This is a genomic window from Streptomyces kanamyceticus, from assembly GCF_008704495.1.
Classification (GTDB): Bacteria; Actinomycetota; Actinomycetes; order Streptomycetales; family Streptomycetaceae; genus Streptomyces; species Streptomyces kanamyceticus.
In genome coordinates, this window is sequence record NZ_CP023699.1 from 1,287,626 (window position 1) to 1,304,661 (window position 17,036).

The window sequence follows — 17,036 nt, forward strand, 5'->3', positions numbered from 1 at the left end:
CCGGTCCGCCCGGACAGCCGACCGACCCTGGGGGAACCCGCCATGACGCACCCGCACCCGCACCCACAGCCACACGCACGCCCACACGCGACTGACGAAGACCCCGGCACGGCCCGCGGCAACCGCACGTGGCCGCTCCTCGTGCTGCTCTGCCTCGCCCAGTTCATGCTCGTGCTCGACGTGACCGTCGTGAACGTGGCGCTGCCGAGCATGGCCGCCGACCTGGGCCTCGGCCGCACCGCGCTGACCTGGGTGGTGACGTCGTACGCGCTCTGCTTCGGCGGTCTGATGCTGCTCGGCGGCCGCCTCGCCGATGTGTTCGGGGCGCGCCGCACGCTGCTCGCGGGGCTCGCGCTGTTCACGGCCGCCTCACTGTTCACCGGGCTCGCGCCGAACGCCGCCGTGCTCATCGCGGGCCGCACCGCGCAGGGCGCGGGCGCCGCCCTCCTGTCGCCCGCCGCCCTCGCGATCCTCACGACGACCTTCGAGGGGCCCGCACGGCACCGCGCGCTCGGCGTCTGGGCGGCGATCGGCGGCGCGGGCTCCGCGATCGGGGTGCTGCTCGGCGGGCTGCTGACCGACGGCCCCGGCTGGGAGTGGATCTTCTACGTCAACGTCCCGGTCGGCGTCGCCCTGCTGGTGACCCTGCCCCTGCTCGTCGCCGCACGGCCGCCGCGCCCCGCGCGCCTGGACGTGCCCGGCGCGCTGCTCGCCACCGCGGGCACGGGCGCGCTCATCTACGGCCTGGTGGAGGCGGGTGACAGCGGCTGGAACGACGTACGGACGCTGCTGCCGATCGCGGCCGCGATCCTCGCGTACGGGGTGTTCGCCGCGGTCGAGCGCGCGCACCGCAGCCCGCTGATCGACCTGCGGATCCTGCGCCGCAGGCCGGTCGTGGCGGGCGCGTATCTGATGCTGGTGGCGACCGCGCTGCTGATCTCGCTGTTCTTCCTGGGGTCGGTGTATCTCCAGGAGGTACGCGGGTTCAGCGCGCTGCGCACCGGGGTGCTGTTCCTGCCGGTGGCCGTCGCCACGGGGCTCGGCGCGCACCTCGGCGGGCACTTCGTGGGCCGGGCGGGGGCGCGTCCGACCGGGTTCGTGGGGCTCGCGCTCGCGGGGCTCGGCACGGGGGCGCTCACCGGGATCGGCTCGGAAGGGAACGCGTGGGTGACCGTCGCGCCCGGTCTGTCCGTCGCCGCGCTCGGCCTCGGCGCGGTGTTCGTCGCGGCCACCACGACCGCGCTGGGGTTCATCGCCCACGAGGAGGCGGGCATCGCCTCGGGCCTGGTCAACACCTTCCACGAGGTGGGCGGTTCGGTGGGGGTCGCGGTGGTCTCCACGGTCGCGGCGGCAGGGATCGCGGGCGGTTCGAGCGGCGCCTTCGAGGACGCCTTCACGGTGTGCGCGGCCGCCGCCGCGGTCAGCGCGGCCGCCGTGTTCGCGATCGTGCCGCGCGGGACGGCCCGCGTCACGGGCGGGCCGCACGCGCACTGAGCGGACCAGGAGTGGACCCGGTCGGCTCCTGGTCCTCAGCGCGCCCCGTACACCGGCTGCGGCGTCCGCGCGTCGGCGAGCAGCTTCAGCGCCGCCTCGCCCGCGTCGGCCGGTGTCCACCGGGCGCCCTTGTCGGCGGTCGGCCCCGGCCGCCAGCCCTCCATGACGGTGATGCGGCCCGCCTCGGCCTCGAAGACGCGGCCCGTGACCCCGGCGGACGCCGCGGAGCCCAGCCAGACGACGAGCGGCGAGACGTTCTCGGGGGCCATCGCGTCGAAGCCGCCGTCCTCGGGAGCGGCCATCGTGTCGGCGAAGGTCTGCTCGGTCATCCGGGTGCGCGCGGCGGGCGCGATGGCGTTCACGCGCACTCCGTAGGAGGCCAGTTCGGCGGAGGCGACCATGGTGAGGCCGAGGATGCCCGCCTTGGCCGCGCTGTAGTTCCCCTGCCCGACGCTGCCCAGAAGGCCCGCCCCGGAGCTGGTGTTGACCACGCACGCGTGCACGGCGCGCCCCGCCTTCGCCTCGGCCCGCCAGTACGCGCCCGCGTGCTTCAGCGGCAGGAAGTGTCCCTTGAGGTGGACCCGCATCACCGCGTCCCAGGCGTCCTCGTCGAGGTTGAGCAGCATCCGGTCCCGCAGGAAGCCCGCGTTGTTGACGAGGGTGTCGAGGCGGCCGTAGGTGTCCAGGGCGGTCCGCACGAGGGATGCGGCGCCCTCGGACGTCGCGATGTCGCCGCCGTGCGCGACGGCCTCGCCGCCCGCCGCGCGGATCTCCTCGACGACGTCGTGCGCGGGTCCGCCGGACCCGCCGGAGCCGTCGGGCCCCACGCCGAGGTCGTTGACGACGACCTTGGCGCCTTCGGCGGCGTACGCGTGCGCGTGGGCGCGGCCGAGGCCGCGCCCCGCCCCTGTGACGATCACGACGCGGCCCTCGCAGAGCCCGGACTTGGCAGGTGACGTCGACGTCATGGCAGAACTCCTCGGATACGTTCAGTGGTTGACGGACGCCGCGTCCAGGAAGGCGGGGCGCTCGCCGCCGCCGTGCAGCCGGAGTGCGGCGCCGCTGATGTACCGGGCCCGGTCGGAGGCGAGGAAGACGCAGGCGTCGCCGACGTCGGAGGGATCGGCGAGACGGCCCAGCGGAACGGTGCGCGCCACGCGTTCGACGCCGTCCTCGTCGCCGTAGTGCAGGTGGGCGCTCTCGGTGCGGGCGAGGCCGAGCACGACCGTGTTCACGCGCACGGCGGGAGCCCATTCGACGGCCATGGTGCCCGCCAGGTTCTCCAGGCCCGCCTTCGCGGCTCCGTAGGCGCCGCTGCCCGGCGAGGGCCTGGTCCCGCTGACGCTGCCGATCATCGTGATGCTGCCGCCCGCCTCCTGACCTCGCATCACCTCGTACGCGGCGAGCGAGGCGTAGAGCGGGGCGAGCAGGTTCAGTTCGACGATCTTGGCCTGGCGGGCCGGGGCGGACTCCGCGAGCAGACCGAAGGGCGTGCCGCCCGCGTTGTTCACGAGCGCGTCCACGCGGCCGTGGTCGGCGGCGACTTCGGCGAAGAAGCCGTGGGCCGCCGCGGCGTCGCGCAGGTCGAGCGGCCGGAACTCGGCGCTCTCGCCCGCCACTTCGACGGGCTCCTCCGGTGGCCTGCGGGCGCAGACGACGACCCGGGCGCCCGCGGCGAGGAAACTCCGGGCGATTCCGGCACCGACGCCCCGGGTGCCGCCGGTCACGACGACCACCTGTCGTGTGTCAGTCATCGCTGCTACCTTTCCAACTAACAAATGTTTGGTTGAAGGCGTGTGATTGAAAGGTAGCGGATCCTCTGATGCCTGTCTCCACCTCCGTCCCCGACAAGGGCGTGGCCGTCGTCACCGTCGACTACCCACCCGTCAACGCCCTTCCCGTACAGGGCTGGTACGACCTGGCGGACGCCCTGCTCACCGCCGGACGCGACCCCGAGACGCGCTGCGTCGTACTGACCGCGGAGGGCCGCGGCTTCAACGCGGGCGTGGACATCAAGGAGATGCAGCGCGACACCGGTCACGCCGCGCTGATCGGCGCCAACCGCGGTTGCTACACGGCCTTTTCGGCGGTGTACGAGTGCGAGGTGCCGGTCGTCGCGGCCGTCGGCGGGTTCTGCCTGGGCGGCGGCATCGGCCTGGTGGGCAACGCGGACGCGATCGTGGCGAGCGAGGACGCCACGTTCGGCCTGCCCGAGCTGGACCGGGGCGCGCTCGGCGCCGCCACCCACCTGGCCCGTCTGGTGCCGCAGCACCTGATGCGCGCCCTGTACTACACCTCGCGCACCGCGACCGCCGCCGAGCTGCACGCGCACGGCTCCGTGTGGCGGGTCGTCCCCCGCGCCGAACTGCACGAGGCAGCGCTGGAGTTGGCGCGGGAGATCGCCCGCAAGGACGGCACGCTGCTGCGCTTCGCGAAGGCCGCGATCAACGGCATCGACCCCGTGGACGTGCACCGCAGCTACCGCTTCGAGCAGGGCTTCACCTTCGAGGCGAACCTCAGCGGCCTGGCCGACCGCATCCGCGACGACTTCGGCACGCAAGGAACGCAAGGAACGCAGGAGACACCAAGGGAGGGCAGGGCATGACCGGCGCGCTCGACAAGAGGATGACGCCCGACGAGATCGTGGGGCGGCTGCGCAGCGGGATGACGCTCGGCATCGGCGGCTGGGGCTCGCGGCGCAAGCCGATGGCACTGGTGCGCGCGCTGCTGCGGTCGGACGTCACCGACCTGACCCTCGTCTCGTACGGCGGGCCCGACGTCGGCCTGCTCGCCCAGGCAGGCCGGATCCGCAAGCTGATCACCGCCTTCACCACGCTCGACTCGATCCCCCTGGAGCCGCACTTCCGCGCGGCACGCGAGCGTGGCGCCTTCGAACTGGTCGAGCTGGACGAGGCGATGTTCATGCAGGGCCTCACCGCGGGCGCCCAGCGACTGCCGTTCCTGCCGATCCGCGCGGGCCTCGGCTCGGACGTCCTGCGGGTCAACCCCCAGCTGCGCACGGTCACTTCGCCGTACGAGGACGGGGAAGAGCTCGTCGCCGTGCCCGCGCTGCGGATGGACGCGGCGCTGGTCCACATGAACCGCGCCGACCGCTCGGGCAACGGCCAGTACCTGGGCCCCGACCCGTACTTCGACGACCTCTTCTGCGAGGCGGCCGACACGGCGTACGTCTCGTGCGAGCGCGTCGTGGAGTCCGCGGCCCTCACCGAGCACGCGGCGCCGCAGACCATGCTGATCTCCCGGCACTCCGTGACGGGCGTCGCCGAGACGCCCAAGGGTGCGCACTTCACCTCCTGCGTGCCCGACTACGGCCGCGACGAGCCCTTCCAGAAGGCGTACGCCACCGCGGCGGCGGACCCGGACGCCTGGGACGCCTTCCGCACCCGGTTCCTCGCCGGGGACGAGCGCGCGTACCACCTGGCCGTCCAGACCTGGCACAAGGAGCAGCGATGACGTCGACCACCGAACGGACCGCCACCCGCGCCGAGTACTGCGTGATCGCCTGCGCCGAGGCCTGGCGCGACGCGGGCGAGATCCTCGCCTCCCCCATGGGCACGGTCCCGGCGGTCGCGGCCCGCCTCGCCAAGCTGACCTTCTCCCCCGACCTGTTGCTCACCGACGGCGAGGCGCTGCTGATCGGTGACGTGCCCGCCGTGGGCGCCGCGTCGGCGGTCACGGAGGGCTGGCTGCCCTACCGCAGGCATCTCACGATGGTGATGGGCGGCAGGCGGCACGTGATGATGGGCGCGAGCCAGATCGACCGCTTCGGCAACCAGAACATCTCCTGCATCGGCGACTGGGAGCGCCCCAAGAGGCAGCTGCTCGGGGTGCGCGGCGCCCCGGTCAACACGCTCAACAATCCGGTGAGTTACTGGATCCCGCGCCATTCGACCCGGGTGTTCGTGGCGAAGGTCGACATGATCAGCGGCGTCGGCCACGACAGCGCGGCCGCGGCGGGACCCGCCGCGACCCGCTTCCACGACCTGCGCCGCGTCGTCTCCGACCTCGGCGTCTTCGACTTCGCGACACCCGACCGCGCGATGCGCCTGGTCTCCCTGCACCCGGGCGTCACCGTCGACCAGGTGCGCGAGGCCACCGGATTCGAGCTGGTGCTGCCGGACGACGTCCCCGCCACCCGCGAGCCCACCCGCGAGGAACTGCGCCTGATCCGCGACGTGGTGGACCCGAGCGGCCTGCGCGACCGCGAGGTGCGCGCATGACGCGGGAGCCCGCCACTCCCCCACGACCACCCTCCCTGGACACCGCACTGACCAGGCTGGTCGGCGTCCGGCATCCGATCGTGCAGACGGGCATGGGCTGGGTGGCGGGCCCGCGCCTGGTCTCCGCGACGGCCGACGCCGGGGCCCTCGGCATCCTGGCCTCGGCGACCATGACGGTCGAGCAGCTCCGCTCGGCCGTCCGCGAGGTCACGTCCCGTACGGACGCGCCCTTCGGCGTCAACCTGCGGGCCGACGCGGGCGACGCGCGCGACCGCGTCCGCGTCATCATCGACGAAGGAGTACGGGTCGCCTCCTTCGCGCTCGCCCCCTCCAAGGAGCTGATCGCCGAGCTCAAGGACGCGGGCGTGATCGTCATCCCGTCGATCGGCGCGCGGCGCCACGCCGAGAAGGTCGCCGCGTGGGGCGCCGACGCGGTCGTCGTCCAGGGCGGCGAGGGCGGCGGCCACACCGGCGAGGTCGCCACGTCCGTCCTGCTCCCCCAGGTCGTCGACGCCGTGGACATCCCGGTGATCGCCGCGGGCGGTTTCTACGACGGCCGGGGCCTGGTCGCCGCGCTCGCCTACGGAGCGGCGGGCATCGCCATGGGCACCCGCTTCCTGCTCACCTCGGACTCGACGGTCCCCGACCCGGTCAAGGCCCGTTACCTCGCGGCCTCCGTCAAGGACATCACGGTCACCACGCGCGTGGACGGCCTGCCCCACCGCATGCTCCGCACGGACCTGGTGGCATCCCTGGAGAAGTCCGGCCGCCTCGCCTCCCTCACCCGCGCGATACGCCACGCGGCGGCGTTCCGGAAGCTCTCCGGCCTCAGCTGGCCCCGCATGGCCCGCGACGGCCTGGCGATGAGACACGGCAAGGACCTGACCTGGAGCCAGATCCTCCTGGCGGCGAACACCCCGATGATGCTCAAGTCGGCGATGGTGGACGGCCACCCCGACGCGGGAGTGATGGCCTCCGGCCAGGTAGCGGGCCTGATAGACGACCTCCCGACGTGCGCGGAGCTGGTGGAGAGGATCATGACGGAGGCAGCGGAGACGGTGACCAGGATCAGCCCGTCCGGCGATTGAGGACCGGGGTCCGGGGCAGAGCCCCGAGGCAGGCCCCCGGACCACAGCGACTCACCGCCGAACAAGCCCCAAACGATCCAGCGCCCGGTCGGCAAGACCATCCGCTCCGCAGGTCCGCGCCAACGTGAGCCCCCGCTCGAGCTCCACCGCCGACTCCGCGGCGATCCCGTACTCCACACGCGCCACCGCGTGCTCGTACGCACAGGGAGACGCCTCCAGATACGTCACCGCCTGCCGGTAGAGCGCGACCGACCGCGCCCCCGTCTCCAGCGACGCCGCACACCTCAGCGCCTCGCCGATCGCCGTGTCCGTGCCGAAGCGCTCGGCCTGCATGCGGGCGTCCGCGACGAGGTGCGCCGCGCGCTTGGGGTCCTCGTGGGCCAGCGCGCGGGCGAGGTCGTAGGCCCACGGCGCGAGGACGGTGTTGTACTGGCCGCGCGCGGTCAACGCCTTCGCCGTCGCCTCCAGTTCGTTGAGCCCCTCCTTGGTGCGCCCGAGCGCGAGCAGCAGTCTGCCGCGGACGGACGGCGCGTCGGGCACGTAGATCGTGGAGGCCGACGGCGGCGCGAAGCCGTACCGGTCGGCGACGGCGCCCGCCTCGTCCACGTGGCCACGGGCGAGCAGCGTGTCGATGAGCATGCTGGCCGCCTCCCAGTGCATGGGCAGGCCCTGACCGACCCGGTCGGCCAGGCGCAGGCTCTCGCGCAGCGATTTCTCGGCGTCGTGCAGCCGTCCGCGCCTGCGGTACACATAGCCGAGGAAGGCGTGCGACAGGGCGAGGTGTCCGCCGCTCCAGCCCGCCGTCTCGTACGCCCGTACTGCCTCGGTGAACAGGCTCTCCGCGCGGTCGAGCCGGTCCGAGAAGGCGTACGAACCGCCGAGCATCAGGCGGAGTTCGAAGCCCCACTCGGTGTCGGTCCAGCCGAGTCCCGGTGCGAGCCGCCCGTTGACGAGGGCGCGGTCGCAGAGCTCGACGACCAGTTCGGCGTTCTCGCCGCGGGTCATCGCGTCGAAGGCGCGCAGGATCAGCAGGGCGCGCTCGGGGTTGTCGCGGCCCGAGAGCGGTCCGGCGAGCGCGGCGAGCCGCCGGGAACGTCCAGGGGAGTCCTCCTCGCCCGCGTGGATGCCCTCCCACATGTAGTGGACGGCTTGCAGACGCAGCCGCGCGGGCCCCGGTTCGAGCCGGGCGGCCTCCTCGGCGATGGCCCGCAGACCCTCTTCCAGCTGGTCGTTGTGGACGAGGGCCTGGGAGAGGCGGCAGACCGCGTCGACGCGCAGCGCCTGGTCGAGGCCGCGCACGGAGAGCGCCTCGCGCAGGTGGGAGATGGTCGTGGCGGGCGAGGTGAGCAGGGTGGCGCAGCCCAGTTCGTAGAGCACGCGCGCGTGGATCTCCGGCAGCGGCGGCTCGCGCAGGGCCCTCTCCAGACAGCGGCGGGCCGCGTCGGGCGCGCCGACCGCGAGGTGTTCGGAGGCGGCCTGGCGCAGCTGCTCGACCAGTTCGGGGTCGTCGTCCGGGTGGACTTCCAGGAGGTGCCGGGAGGCGGCAGCGGCACCGCGTCCCGAGTGGGTGACGACGGAGGCGGCCTGGCCGTGCATCGCGGTGCGGGTGGCGGCGGGGATGGAGCGGTAGACCGTACTGGCGATCAGCGGGTGGACGAACTCCAGGCCCTCGGCGCCGGGGAGCAGGATGCGCGCGGCGCACAGGCGTTCGGCGCAGCGCTCGGCGGCGTCGCGGGACAGTCCGGCGAGTCTGGCCGCCAGGTCGAGGGAGATCTCGGTGCCGAGGATGGCGGCGGCCCAGGCGAACCGGGTGACGTCGGTGCCCAGTCCTTCGAGGCGGTTGACGAGACCGCGGCCGCGGGCGCTGCGGTTGAGGGCGCGCAGCCCGTCGGCGGAGCTCTCCACCGGTTCCAGCTCGCTGTCCTGCACCTTGGCGAGCAGTTCGACGGATTCGTAGGGGTTGCCGCCGGTGACCGCCCAGACCTCGCGGCAGAACGGGGCGTCGGCGTGCTCGCCGAGTGTGGCGCGGGTGAGTCCCGCCGCCGCGTCCGGGGTGAGGGCGCGCAGCGTGGTGAAGGAGCGGGCCACGGCGGCGACGGACGCGAGGTGGCGGGCGCTCTCGCCGGTGGCCTCGCCCGGCCGGTGGGCGACCACGACGAGCACGGGCAGTTCGTCGAGGCGCTGGGCGAACGCGGCGAGCCAGTGCAGGGTCTCCTGGTCGGCCCAGTGCGCGTCGTCGATGACGAGGATCAGCGGCCAGTGCAGCCTGGCGAAGCGCGAGACCGCTTCGACGAGGCCGTCGCAGACGCCTTGCGGGTCGGCCTGGCGCCCGCCGGGCTCGGCTATGCCCAGGGCAGGGCCCGCGATCTCGTACCAGTCGCCGAGATATTCGCGGGCCTCCTCCGGTGTGAGGGAGACGAGCGCGGGCTGCAGCAACTGCCGTACGACATTGAAGGGTACGGAGGTGACCGTCTCCCCGCCGCGCGCGGACCACACCGTGGCCCTGCCCTCCGCGATGCGGCGCACTTCGGAGAGCAGGGCGGTCTTGCCGATGCCCGCCTCCCCGCTGAAGGTGAGCAGACCGCCGGCCGTCGTGACATCCGCGCAGAGCTCCTCGACGGCCCGCGCCGCCGCGGCGAGTTCGTCTTCGCGCTCCCACAGCGGGGCCCAGGCGGCTCCTCCGGGCCGTCCCTGCGTCATCGCGCTACATCCCGGGGTCGCTCAATCGACGTACAGAAGTCGAGACTAGCCGGGTCGGGGCCGCCGCGGAGCACGGTCCGGGCAGGTACTCCCGCAAGGAGTGAGAGTCGTCGGTTCCGCGTGCCGGCGGAGCGGAGATCAGAGACGCTCGATGATCGTCACGTTCGCCTGGCCGCCGCCCTCGCACATCGTCTGGAGCCCGAACCGGCCGCCGGTGCGCTCCAGTTCGTGCAGGAGCGTCGTCATCAGCTTCACGCCGGTCGCCCCGAGCGGATGGCCGAGGGCGATCGCACCGCCGTTGACGTTGACCTTCTCCGGGTCGGCGCCGGTCTCCTTCAGCCAGGCGAGGACCACGGGGGCGAACGCCTCGTTGATCTCGACGAGGTCGATGTCGTCGAGGGTCATGCCGCTCTTCTTGAGGGCGTACGCGGTGGCGGGGATCGGCGCGGAGAGCATCCGGATGGGGTCCTCGCCCCGCACGGAGAGGTGGTGGATGCGGGCGCGGGGCGTCAACCCGTGTTCCCGCACGGCCCGTTCGCTCGCGATGAGCAGCGCGGCGGCGCCGTCGGAGACCTGTGAGGAGCAGGCCGCGGTGATCGTGCCGCCCTCCAGGACGGGCCCCAGGCCCGCCATCTTCTCCAGGGTGGTGTCGCGGCGCGGGCCCTCGTCGACGGTGACCTCGCCGTGGGCGACGAGTTCGCGCTCGAAGCGGCCCTCGTCGATGGCGCGGATCGCCCGCCGGTGCGAGCGGAGTGCGAACTCCTCCATGTCCGTACGGGATATGCCCCACTTCTCGGCGATGAGCTGGGCGCCGTGGAACTGGTTCACGGGCCGGTCCCCATAGCGTGCGCGCCAGCCCTCGCTGCCCGCGTAGGGGCCTTCGGTGAGGCCGAGGGGCTCGGCGGCCTGCCGGGACGCGAAGGCGATGGGGATCATCGACATGTTCTGTGTGCCGCCCGCGACGACCAGGTCCTGGGTGCCGGACAGGACGCCCTGCGCCGCGAAGTGCACGGCCTGCTGGGAGGATCCGCACTGCCGGTCGATGGTCACGCCGGGCACCTCCTCGGGGAGCCCGGCCGCCAGCCAGCTGGTGCGGGCGATGTCCCCGGCCTGCGGCCCGACGGTGTCCAGGCAGCCGAAGACGACGTCCTCGACGGCGGCGGGGTCGACGCCGGAGCGCTCGACGAGCGCCGTCAGGACGTGCGCGCCCAGGTCGGCGGGGTGGACCTGGCTGAGTCCCCCCTTGCGCCTGCCGACGGGCGTGCGGACCGCTTCGACGATGTAGGCCTCGGCCATGACTGCGTACTCCTCGGTCGTGGCGCGCCGTGCGACGGCGCGCCGCTTACGTGCGTACGGAGATGCCGTCCAGGACCATCGACAGGTACTGCCGGGCGATCTCCTCGGGGCTGTGGCCTCCGCCGGGGCGGTACCAGGACGCGGCGACCCAGACGGTGTCGCGCACGAAGCGGTAGGCGAGCCGGATGTCCAGGTCGCCGCGGAAGACTCCTTCCGCGACGCCCCGTTCCAGCGTGGTGAGCCAGGCCTTCTCGAAGCGCTGCTGCGAGTCGGACAGGTACTGGAAGCGCTGCTGCGCGACCAGGTGCTTGGACTCCTTCTGGTAGATCGCGACGGCGGCGCGGTGCCGGTCGATCTCCCGGAAGGACTCGGTGACGAGGGCTTCGAGCGTTTCGCGCGGGTCGAGGTGGGCCCGGAGCACGTTGTCGTACCCGTCCCACAGCTCGGTGAGGAAGGTGCGGAGGATCTCTTCGAGCATCGACTCCTTGGAGTCGAAGTGGTAGTAGAGGCTGCCCGCGAGCATGCCCGCGGCGTCGGCGATCTTGCGGACCGTCGTCGCGTTGTACCCCTGCTCGGCGAAGACGTCGGCTGCGATGCCGAGGAGTTCGCGGCGGCGCTCGGGCGACGGGGTCACCGGGGGCTTCTTCTTGCTGGTGCCTTGCTTGTCACTGGTGCTCTGTTTCGGATTCGACACACGGTCATTCTCCGCCCAAGCGCTTCGCTGGATTCGCCGTCGGACGCTGCGGGCCGCTTGTGGCTGGTCGCGCAGTTCCCCGCGCCCCTTCGGGGCCCGACCCTTAGGCGTGCTGGCTGCTGACCGAGACCGTCTCCCCCGTCATGTACGAGGAGTAGCCGCTGGCCAGGAAGACGATGACGTTGGCTATCTCCCACGGCTCCGCGTACCGCCCGAACGCCTCGCGTGCGGTGAGCTCTTCGAGGAGCTCGGGCGAGGTGACCTTGGCGAGATGGGGGTGCATGGCGAGGCTCGGCGACACCGCGTTGACCCGGATGCCGTGCGGGGCCGCCTCGACGGCGGCGCAGCGGGTGAGGGCCATGACCCCGGCCTTGGCCGCCGCGTAGTGCGCCTGGCCCGCCTGGGCGCGCCAGCCGAGCACCGATGCGTTGTTCACGAGCACGCCGCCCCGGTCGGCCGCCCGCATGCGGCGCAGTGCGGCGCGGGTGGAGCGGAACGTGCCGTTCAGCGTGACGTCGATGACCTTGTCCCACTGCTCGTCGGTCATCTCGGTGAGCTCCGCGGTGCCCCCGAGGCCCGCGTTGTTCACCACGATGTCCAGGTGCCCGTGTCGGTGCTCCGCCAGGTCGAACAGCGTCTCGATCTGCGCCGCGTCGGTGACGTCGCAGGGCGCCCCGTCGATCCGGTCGGCGCCGAACTCGTCGGCGAGCGCGGCCACCGACTCCTTGGTGCGCCGGGCGTGGGCGTCGCCGATGACGACGCGCGCGCCCTCCTCCAGGAAGCGGCGCGCGGTGGCACCGCCGATGCCCGCCCCCGCGGCCGCCGTGATCACGGCGGTGCGGCCCGCGAGCAGGTCGTGCGCGGGCACGTAGCCGGGTGCTTCCATGGGCGGCCCCCCGATTCGGTCTCGGACTCTCGACTGCGGTACACCCTTCAGGCTAATCTACCAAACACTTGTTAGGGAAGGGTTGGTGGGCCACGGATGGACCTCGAATTCACCGCAGGGGAAGCCGAGTTCAGGCGGCGGGCACGCGACTGGCTCGCCGCGCACGTGCCGCCCGGGCCGCTGCCGTCGCTGGAGACGGCCGAGGGCTTCGCGGCCCACCGCGCGTGGGAGCGGGAGCTCGCGGCCGACCGCTGGTCGGTGGTGTCCTGGCCCGAGGAGTACGGCGGACAGGGCGTCGACATCGTCAAGTGGCTGGTGTTCGAGGAGGAGTACTACGCGGCGGGAGCGCCGGGCCGCGTCTCGCAGAACGGCATCAACCTCCTCGCGCCCACCCTCTTCGACTACGGCACCGCGGAGCAGCGCGCGCGGGTGCTCCCGTCCATGGCGAGCGGCGAGGTGATCTGGGCGCAGGCCTGGTCCGAGCCCGAGTCGGGTTCCGACCTGGCGTCCCTGCGCTCCACCGCACGGCGCACGGACGGCGGTTGGCTGCTCAGCGGGCAGAAGACCTGGTCGTCGCGGGCCGCGTTCGCCGACCGCGCGTTCGGCCTGTTCCGCAGCGAGCCGTACGAGAAGCACCGGGACAAGCCGCACCGGGGGCTGACGTATCTGATGTTCCCGCTGGACGCGGAAGGGGTGACGGTGCGTCCCGTGGGGCGCCTGGACGGCAAGCCCGCCTTCGCCGAACTCTTCCTGGACGACGTCTTCGTACCGGACGACGACGTGCTCGGCGAGCCCGGCCAGGGCTGGCGGATCGCCATGTCCACCACGGGCAACGAACGCGGACTGATGCTGCGCTCCCCCGGCCGCTTCCTCGCCTCCGCGGACCGTCTCGTACGGAACTGGCGGGCGGTCGGCGACCCGGCGGACACGGCGCTGCGCGACCGCGTCGCCGACGCCGTCATCGGGGCGCGCGCCTACGAGTTGTTCACCTGGGCCAGCGCGTCGCGCTTCGCCGCGGGGGAGACGATCGGCGCCGAGTCCAGCCTGAACAAGGTCTTCTGGTCGGAGTACGACATCGCGCTGCACGAGACGGCGCTCGATCTGCTCGGCCCCGAAGGCGAGTTGACCGAAGAGGGCCTAACCGACGGCGAGGCGGCGCAGGACCACTGCTGGTCCGAGGGGTACGTCTTCGCGCTCGCGGGCCCCATCTACGCGGGCACCAACGAGATCCAGCGCGACATCATCGCCGAGCGGCTGCTCGGACTGCCGAAGGGACGCCGCTGATGAGGTTCCTCCTCGACGACGAGCAGGGCGAGTTCGCGCGCTCGCTCGACGCGATGCTGACCGGCGCGGACACCGTCGCGGCCGCGCGCGCCTGGGGCGCGGGGGACCACGCGCCGGGGCGGGCCGTGTGGGCGCGGCTCGCGGACGCGGGGGTCTTCGCGCTTCCGGTGCCCGAGGAGTACGAGGGCGTGGGGCCGCTGTCCGTCGAAACGGCCGTCTCCTTCGTGGAGTTGGGGCGGCACGCGGTGCCGGGTCCCGCCGTCGAGACCGTGGCGTCCTGCGCGCTCCTGACCCGCCTCGCCGAGCTGGGTGACACCGCGCCCGCCAAGCGGTTCCTGCCCTCGCTCGCGGCGGGCGGGCGCGGCGCGACGCTGACGCTGCCCGACGGCGGGCCCTACGCCCTCGACGCGGACGCGGCGGACCTGCTGTTCGCCGTGGCGGACGACGGGCTGCGGCTCGCCCCCGGGCACGCGCGCGTGCGCCGTTCCCTGGACCCGGCCAGGCGACTCGCCGCGCCGCTGCCCGGTGGGGAGCTGCTCGCGTCGGGACCCGCCGTGGCCGCCGCCGCGCGGCACGCGAGGGACTGGGCCGCGCTCGCCACCGCCGCCCAGTCCCTCGGCGTGGGCCTCGCGCTGCTCGACAGGACCGTCGCGTACGTCAAGCAGCGCACCCAGTTCGGCACGCCGATCGGCACGTTCCAGGCCGTCAAGCACCGGCTCGCCGATGTCCTGGTGCGCCTGGAGTTCGCCAGGCCGCTGGTGTTCGGCGCCGCGTTGACGAGGGCGCCGGGTGATGTCGCCGCCGCGAAGGTGACGGCGGCGGAGGCGGCGTACGGGGCGGCGCGCGCCGCGCTCCAGCTGCACGGCGCGATCGGGTACACGGCGGAGTTCGACCTCTCCTTGTGGCTCACCAAAGCCCGTGCGCTGCGCGGGGCTTGGGGAGATCCCGGGGTGTGGCGCGGCCGGGTGCTCGCCGCGCGCGGGGAGGAGTGACGCGGCCCGCGGGACCCTCGCCGTGCGGCGGCGCGAGGGATGTTTCCGTGGCTCGTGGGCAGCTGCACCCCGTGCCTGTTTCGGGCAAGACGCGTTGACCCCCGCCCGTCAGGTGCGATGATCAAAGACTCCGCTGAGCCGACCCGGAAGGAGGCCCCACGTGCGCGTGATCGGGCTCATGTCAGGGACCTCGTACGACGCGATCGACGCGGCAGCGGCCGATCTGACGCTCGACGGGGACAGGCTGACGCTCACTCCGCTCGGGCTGATCAGCCGGGGGTACGACGCGGGTCTGCGCGCGGGGCTCGCCGCCGCGCTGCCGCCCGCGGACACCACGCTCGCCGAGGTCTGCCGCCTGGACACCCTCATCGGGCGGGCCTTCGCCGCCGCGGCGGTCGAGGCCGACCGTGAACTGTGCGACGGGCAGGCCGAGCTGGTCGCCTCGCACGGCCAGACCGTCTACCACTGGGTGGCGGACGGGCAGGTGCACGGCACCCTGCAGATCGGGCAGCCCGCGTGGATCGCCGAGGCGACGGGGCTGCCCGTGGTCGCCGACTTCCGGCCCCGTGACATCGCGGCGGGCGGTCAGGGCGCGCCCCTGGTCAGCATGGTGGACCGGATGTGGCTGCGCGGCCGCCCCGGCGCCCCCGCCGCCCTGAACCTCGGCGGCATCGCCAACATCACCGCCCCCGACGGCACCGCGTTCGACACGGGCCCCGCCAACGCCCTCATCGACGCCGCGGTGCACGAGGCGACGGGCGGGCGTCTGGAGTACGACCTGGACGGCGAGCTGGCCGCACGGGGCACGGTCGACGACGGCTTGCTCGGTCAGCTCCTCGCCGAGCCGTACTACGGACTGCCCGCGCCGAAGACGACCGGCAAGGAACTCTTCCACCTGCCGTATCTGCGTACGGCGTTGAAGGAGTACGAGGCACTGCCCACCGAGGACGTGGTCGCCACCCTCACCCGGCTCACCGCCCGCACGGTCGCCGACGCGGTCCGCTCGGTGGCCGCCTCCGAGGTCGTCGCCTCCGGCGGCGGCACCCGCAACCCGGCGCTGATGGCCGCGCTGCGGGCGGAGTTGGGCACGGTGCCGGTGCGGACCTCCGACGAGCTCGGGCTGCCGTCGGCGGCCAAGGAGGCGTACGCCTTCGCGGTGCTCGGGTTCCTGACCCTGCACGGGCTGCCCGGCACCGACCCGGCGAGCACGGGGGCCCGGCATCCGAGCGTGCTCGGTTCGATCACGCCGGGGCGGCGCGCCGCCTGGCCGCCCGCGGTGGCCCTGGACGCGGCCCCCTCCCGCCTCGTCATCAACGGCCAGGGACACTGACCCCAGGGGCCCCGGGAAAGCGCGTGGCCAGGGCCAGGAACCGGGCTGACGCGGCCGATTCGGGCCCCCTCTCATCCTGCTTTCACGCGGGGCTCATACGCTGGCGCCCATGACCCAGATGACTCCCCCAGGCTGGTATCCCGATCCCGGCCAGACGGCCGGCGGACCTCCCACCGAGCGCTGGTGGGACGGGAGCGTGTGGACGGATCAGGTGCGCGCCGCGGACGGTGGCGCGTACCCGACCCAGCCGGTGTATCCGGCCCATCCCGGACAGGCGCCCGCCCCGCGGCGCCGACTGCGCGTCGTGATCGCGGCGGGCGTGGCGGCCGTCGTGCTCGCGGGCATCGGCGGCGGCGTGTACGTCCTGACCTCCGACGACGACGGGGACGGCGGCGGCGACGCCGTGGCGGACAAGCCGTCGCCGCAGGCCCCGCGGAATCCGGGGGCGCCCGAATCCCCGGGACCGCAGGCGCCTTCGCCCGAGGGCGAGAAGGGGTTCGCGACCGACCCGGTCAACGGCATCAAGATCCCCATACCCGACGGCTGGGCGGGCGGGACCACGAAGCTGGGTGCCGGCGTGCAGACCGAACCGATCCCCTGCCCCGGGAACACCTCGGAGCAGTGCACGCGCGGCAGCGCGTACTCCCAGTCGGCCGAGGACCTCAAGCTCGACGACTCCTCGCCCGAGGCGGCCGCGAAGGCGGACATCGCGAAGAACGCCAAGCAGGGGTACGGCGGCAAGACCTACGGCAAGATCACCTCGCACCAGGTGCTCGCCTCCAAGAAGGTCACCGTGGCGGGCCAGGAGGGCTACCTCGTGCGCTGGAAGGCCGTGACGCAGAAGAGCGACGACGGCTACGTCCAGTCGCTCGCCTTCCCCTCCCCCGCCGACAAGTCGAAGCTCGTCGTCGTCCGCATGGGCATCGACGTGAACAAGGACGCCCCGTCGCTCTCGGCGATGGACACGATCACCAAGGGGATCAAGAAGGGCAGCGTCGGCGGCGGGGGTGCCGGCCAGGACGTGTAGCCGA

15 protein-coding genes are annotated in these 17,036 nt (G+C 73.2%); 9 read left to right on the forward strand and 6 right to left on the reverse strand.

Features of this window, described 5'->3' with window-relative positions; all coding sequences use genetic code 11:
* Positions 1-42 precede the first annotated feature (42 nt).
* The gene (locus CP970_RS04780; protein ID WP_055552993.1) at positions 43-1,494 is read left to right on the forward strand and encodes a DHA2 family efflux MFS transporter permease subunit; all 1,452 of its coding nucleotides are present in this window, start codon (positions 43-45) and stop codon (positions 1,492-1,494) included.
* 35 nt (positions 1,495-1,529) lie between these two features.
* Here CP970_RS04780 and CP970_RS04785 read toward each other — a convergent pair whose 3' ends face one another.
* Both CP970_RS04785 and CP970_RS04790 read right to left on the reverse strand, forming a co-directional pair.
* Positions 1,530-2,462, reverse strand: coding sequence for an SDR family oxidoreductase (locus CP970_RS04785; protein ID WP_055552994.1), 933 nt, complete (start codon positions 2,460-2,462; stop codon positions 1,530-1,532).
* Between the two features lie 21 nt (positions 2,463-2,483).
* Positions 2,484-3,248, reverse strand: a complete 765-nt coding sequence (locus tag CP970_RS04790; protein ID WP_055552995.1) for an SDR family oxidoreductase — start codon at positions 3,246-3,248, stop codon at positions 2,484-2,486.
* 68 nt (positions 3,249-3,316) lie between these two features.
* Here CP970_RS04790 and CP970_RS04795 point away from each other — a divergent pair, with 68 nt between their 5' ends.
* Genes CP970_RS04795 through CP970_RS04810 form a run of 4 tightly spaced genes read left to right on the forward strand, consistent with a single transcriptional unit; the run spans position 3,317 to position 6,823 of the window.
* A complete protein-coding gene (locus tag CP970_RS04795; RefSeq protein ID WP_055552997.1) occupies positions 3,317-4,099 on the forward strand; it encodes an enoyl-CoA hydratase family protein in 783 nt (260 codons plus the stop codon).
* Positions 4,096-4,968, forward strand: coding sequence for a CoA transferase subunit A (locus tag CP970_RS04800; protein WP_055552998.1), 873 nt, complete (start codon positions 4,096-4,098; stop codon positions 4,966-4,968). The genes CP970_RS04795 and CP970_RS04800 overlap by 4 nt, the downstream gene beginning before the upstream one ends.
* Positions 4,965-5,735 (forward strand): CoA-transferase subunit beta, encoded by a 771-nt coding sequence (locus CP970_RS04805; protein ID WP_055552999.1) that lies wholly within the window; start codon positions 4,965-4,967, stop codon positions 5,733-5,735. The genes CP970_RS04800 and CP970_RS04805 overlap by 4 nt, the downstream gene beginning before the upstream one ends.
* 35 nt (positions 5,736-5,770) lie before the next feature.
* A complete protein-coding gene (locus CP970_RS04810) occupies positions 5,771-6,823 on the forward strand; it encodes an NAD(P)H-dependent flavin oxidoreductase (RefSeq protein WP_055553011.1) in 1,053 nt (350 codons plus the stop codon).
* A gap of 51 nt (positions 6,824-6,874) precedes the next feature.
* Here CP970_RS04810 and CP970_RS04815 read toward each other — a convergent pair whose 3' ends face one another.
* From CP970_RS04815 to CP970_RS04830, 4 genes are all read right to left on the reverse strand, one after another.
* Positions 6,875-9,523 (reverse strand): ATP-binding protein, encoded by a 2,649-nt coding sequence (locus tag CP970_RS04815; RefSeq protein ID WP_055553000.1) that lies wholly within the window; start codon positions 9,521-9,523, stop codon positions 6,875-6,877.
* 138 nt (positions 9,524-9,661) lie between these two features.
* Entirely contained in the window at positions 9,662-10,819 is a 1,158-nt protein-coding gene (locus CP970_RS04820) for an acetyl-CoA C-acetyltransferase (protein WP_055553002.1), read from the reverse strand.
* A gap of 46 nt (positions 10,820-10,865) precedes the next feature.
* On the reverse strand, positions 10,866-11,513 hold the full coding sequence (locus tag CP970_RS04825; RefSeq protein ID WP_055553003.1) for a TetR/AcrR family transcriptional regulator: 648 nt from the start codon (positions 11,511-11,513) through the stop codon (positions 10,866-10,868).
* A gap of 103 nt (positions 11,514-11,616) precedes the next feature.
* Positions 11,617-12,399: an SDR family oxidoreductase gene (locus CP970_RS04830; protein WP_055553004.1), complete on the reverse strand. Its 783-nt coding sequence runs from the start codon at positions 12,397-12,399 to the stop codon at positions 11,617-11,619.
* Positions 12,400-12,495: 96 nt separating this feature from the next.
* On the opposite strand from CP970_RS04830, the gene CP970_RS04835 reads away from it, so the two are divergent.
* The 4 genes from CP970_RS04835 (at position 12,496) to CP970_RS04850 (ending at position 17,032) form a co-directional block, all read left to right on the forward strand.
* Complete coding sequence (locus tag CP970_RS04835) at positions 12,496-13,683, forward strand: acyl-CoA dehydrogenase family protein (RefSeq protein ID WP_055553006.1); 1,188 nt, start codon at positions 12,496-12,498, stop codon at positions 13,681-13,683.
* Positions 13,683-14,675, forward strand: coding sequence for an acyl-CoA dehydrogenase family protein (locus tag CP970_RS04840; RefSeq protein WP_055553007.1), 993 nt, complete (start codon positions 13,683-13,685; stop codon positions 14,673-14,675). Before CP970_RS04835 ends, CP970_RS04840 begins: the two co-directional genes overlap by 1 nt.
* A 160-nt stretch (positions 14,676-14,835) precedes the next feature.
* Positions 14,836-16,005, forward strand: a complete 1,170-nt coding sequence (locus CP970_RS04845; RefSeq protein WP_150492991.1) for an anhydro-N-acetylmuramic acid kinase — start codon at positions 14,836-14,838, stop codon at positions 16,003-16,005.
* A 109-nt stretch (positions 16,006-16,114) separates the two neighbouring features.
* Complete coding sequence (locus CP970_RS04850; RefSeq protein ID WP_063806252.1) at positions 16,115-17,032, forward strand: DUF2510 domain-containing protein; 918 nt, start codon at positions 16,115-16,117, stop codon at positions 17,030-17,032.
* The last annotated feature ends 4 nt before the right edge of the window (positions 17,033-17,036 follow it).

Excerpts from the sequence above, each read along its gene's own strand:
- CP970_RS04815 (WP_055553000.1), bottom strand. The coding sequence starts at position 9,523 with ATGACGCAGGGACGGCCCGGAGGAGCCGCCTGGGCCCCGCTGTGGGAG.
- CP970_RS04830 (WP_055553004.1), bottom strand. The coding sequence starts at position 12,399 with ATGGAAGCACCCGGCTACGTGCCCGCGCACGACCTGCTCGCGGGCCGC.
- CP970_RS04800 (WP_055552998.1), top strand. The coding sequence starts at position 4,096 with ATGACCGGCGCGCTCGACAAGAGGATGACGCCCGACGAGATCGTGGGG.
- CP970_RS04785 (WP_055552994.1), bottom strand. The coding sequence starts at position 2,462 with ATGACGTCGACGTCACCTGCCAAGTCCGGGCTCTGCGAGGGCCGCGTC.
- CP970_RS04805 (WP_055552999.1), top strand. The coding sequence starts at position 4,965 with ATGACGTCGACCACCGAACGGACCGCCACCCGCGCCGAGTACTGCGTG.
- CP970_RS04820 (WP_055553002.1), bottom strand. The coding sequence starts at position 10,819 with ATGGCCGAGGCCTACATCGTCGAAGCGGTCCGCACGCCCGTCGGCAGG.
- CP970_RS04835 (WP_055553006.1), top strand. The coding sequence starts at position 12,496 with ATGGACCTCGAATTCACCGCAGGGGAAGCCGAGTTCAGGCGGCGGGCA.
- CP970_RS04850 (WP_063806252.1), top strand. The coding sequence starts at position 16,115 with ATGACCCAGATGACTCCCCCAGGCTGGTATCCCGATCCCGGCCAGACG.
- CP970_RS04795 (WP_055552997.1), top strand. The coding sequence starts at position 3,317 with ATGCCTGTCTCCACCTCCGTCCCCGACAAGGGCGTGGCCGTCGTCACC.
- CP970_RS04790 (WP_055552995.1), bottom strand. The coding sequence starts at position 3,248 with ATGACTGACACACGACAGGTGGTCGTCGTGACCGGCGGCACCCGGGGC.
- CP970_RS04840 (WP_055553007.1), top strand. The coding sequence starts at position 13,683 with ATGAGGTTCCTCCTCGACGACGAGCAGGGCGAGTTCGCGCGCTCGCTC.
- CP970_RS04780 (WP_055552993.1), top strand. The coding sequence starts at position 43 with ATGACGCACCCGCACCCGCACCCACAGCCACACGCACGCCCACACGCG.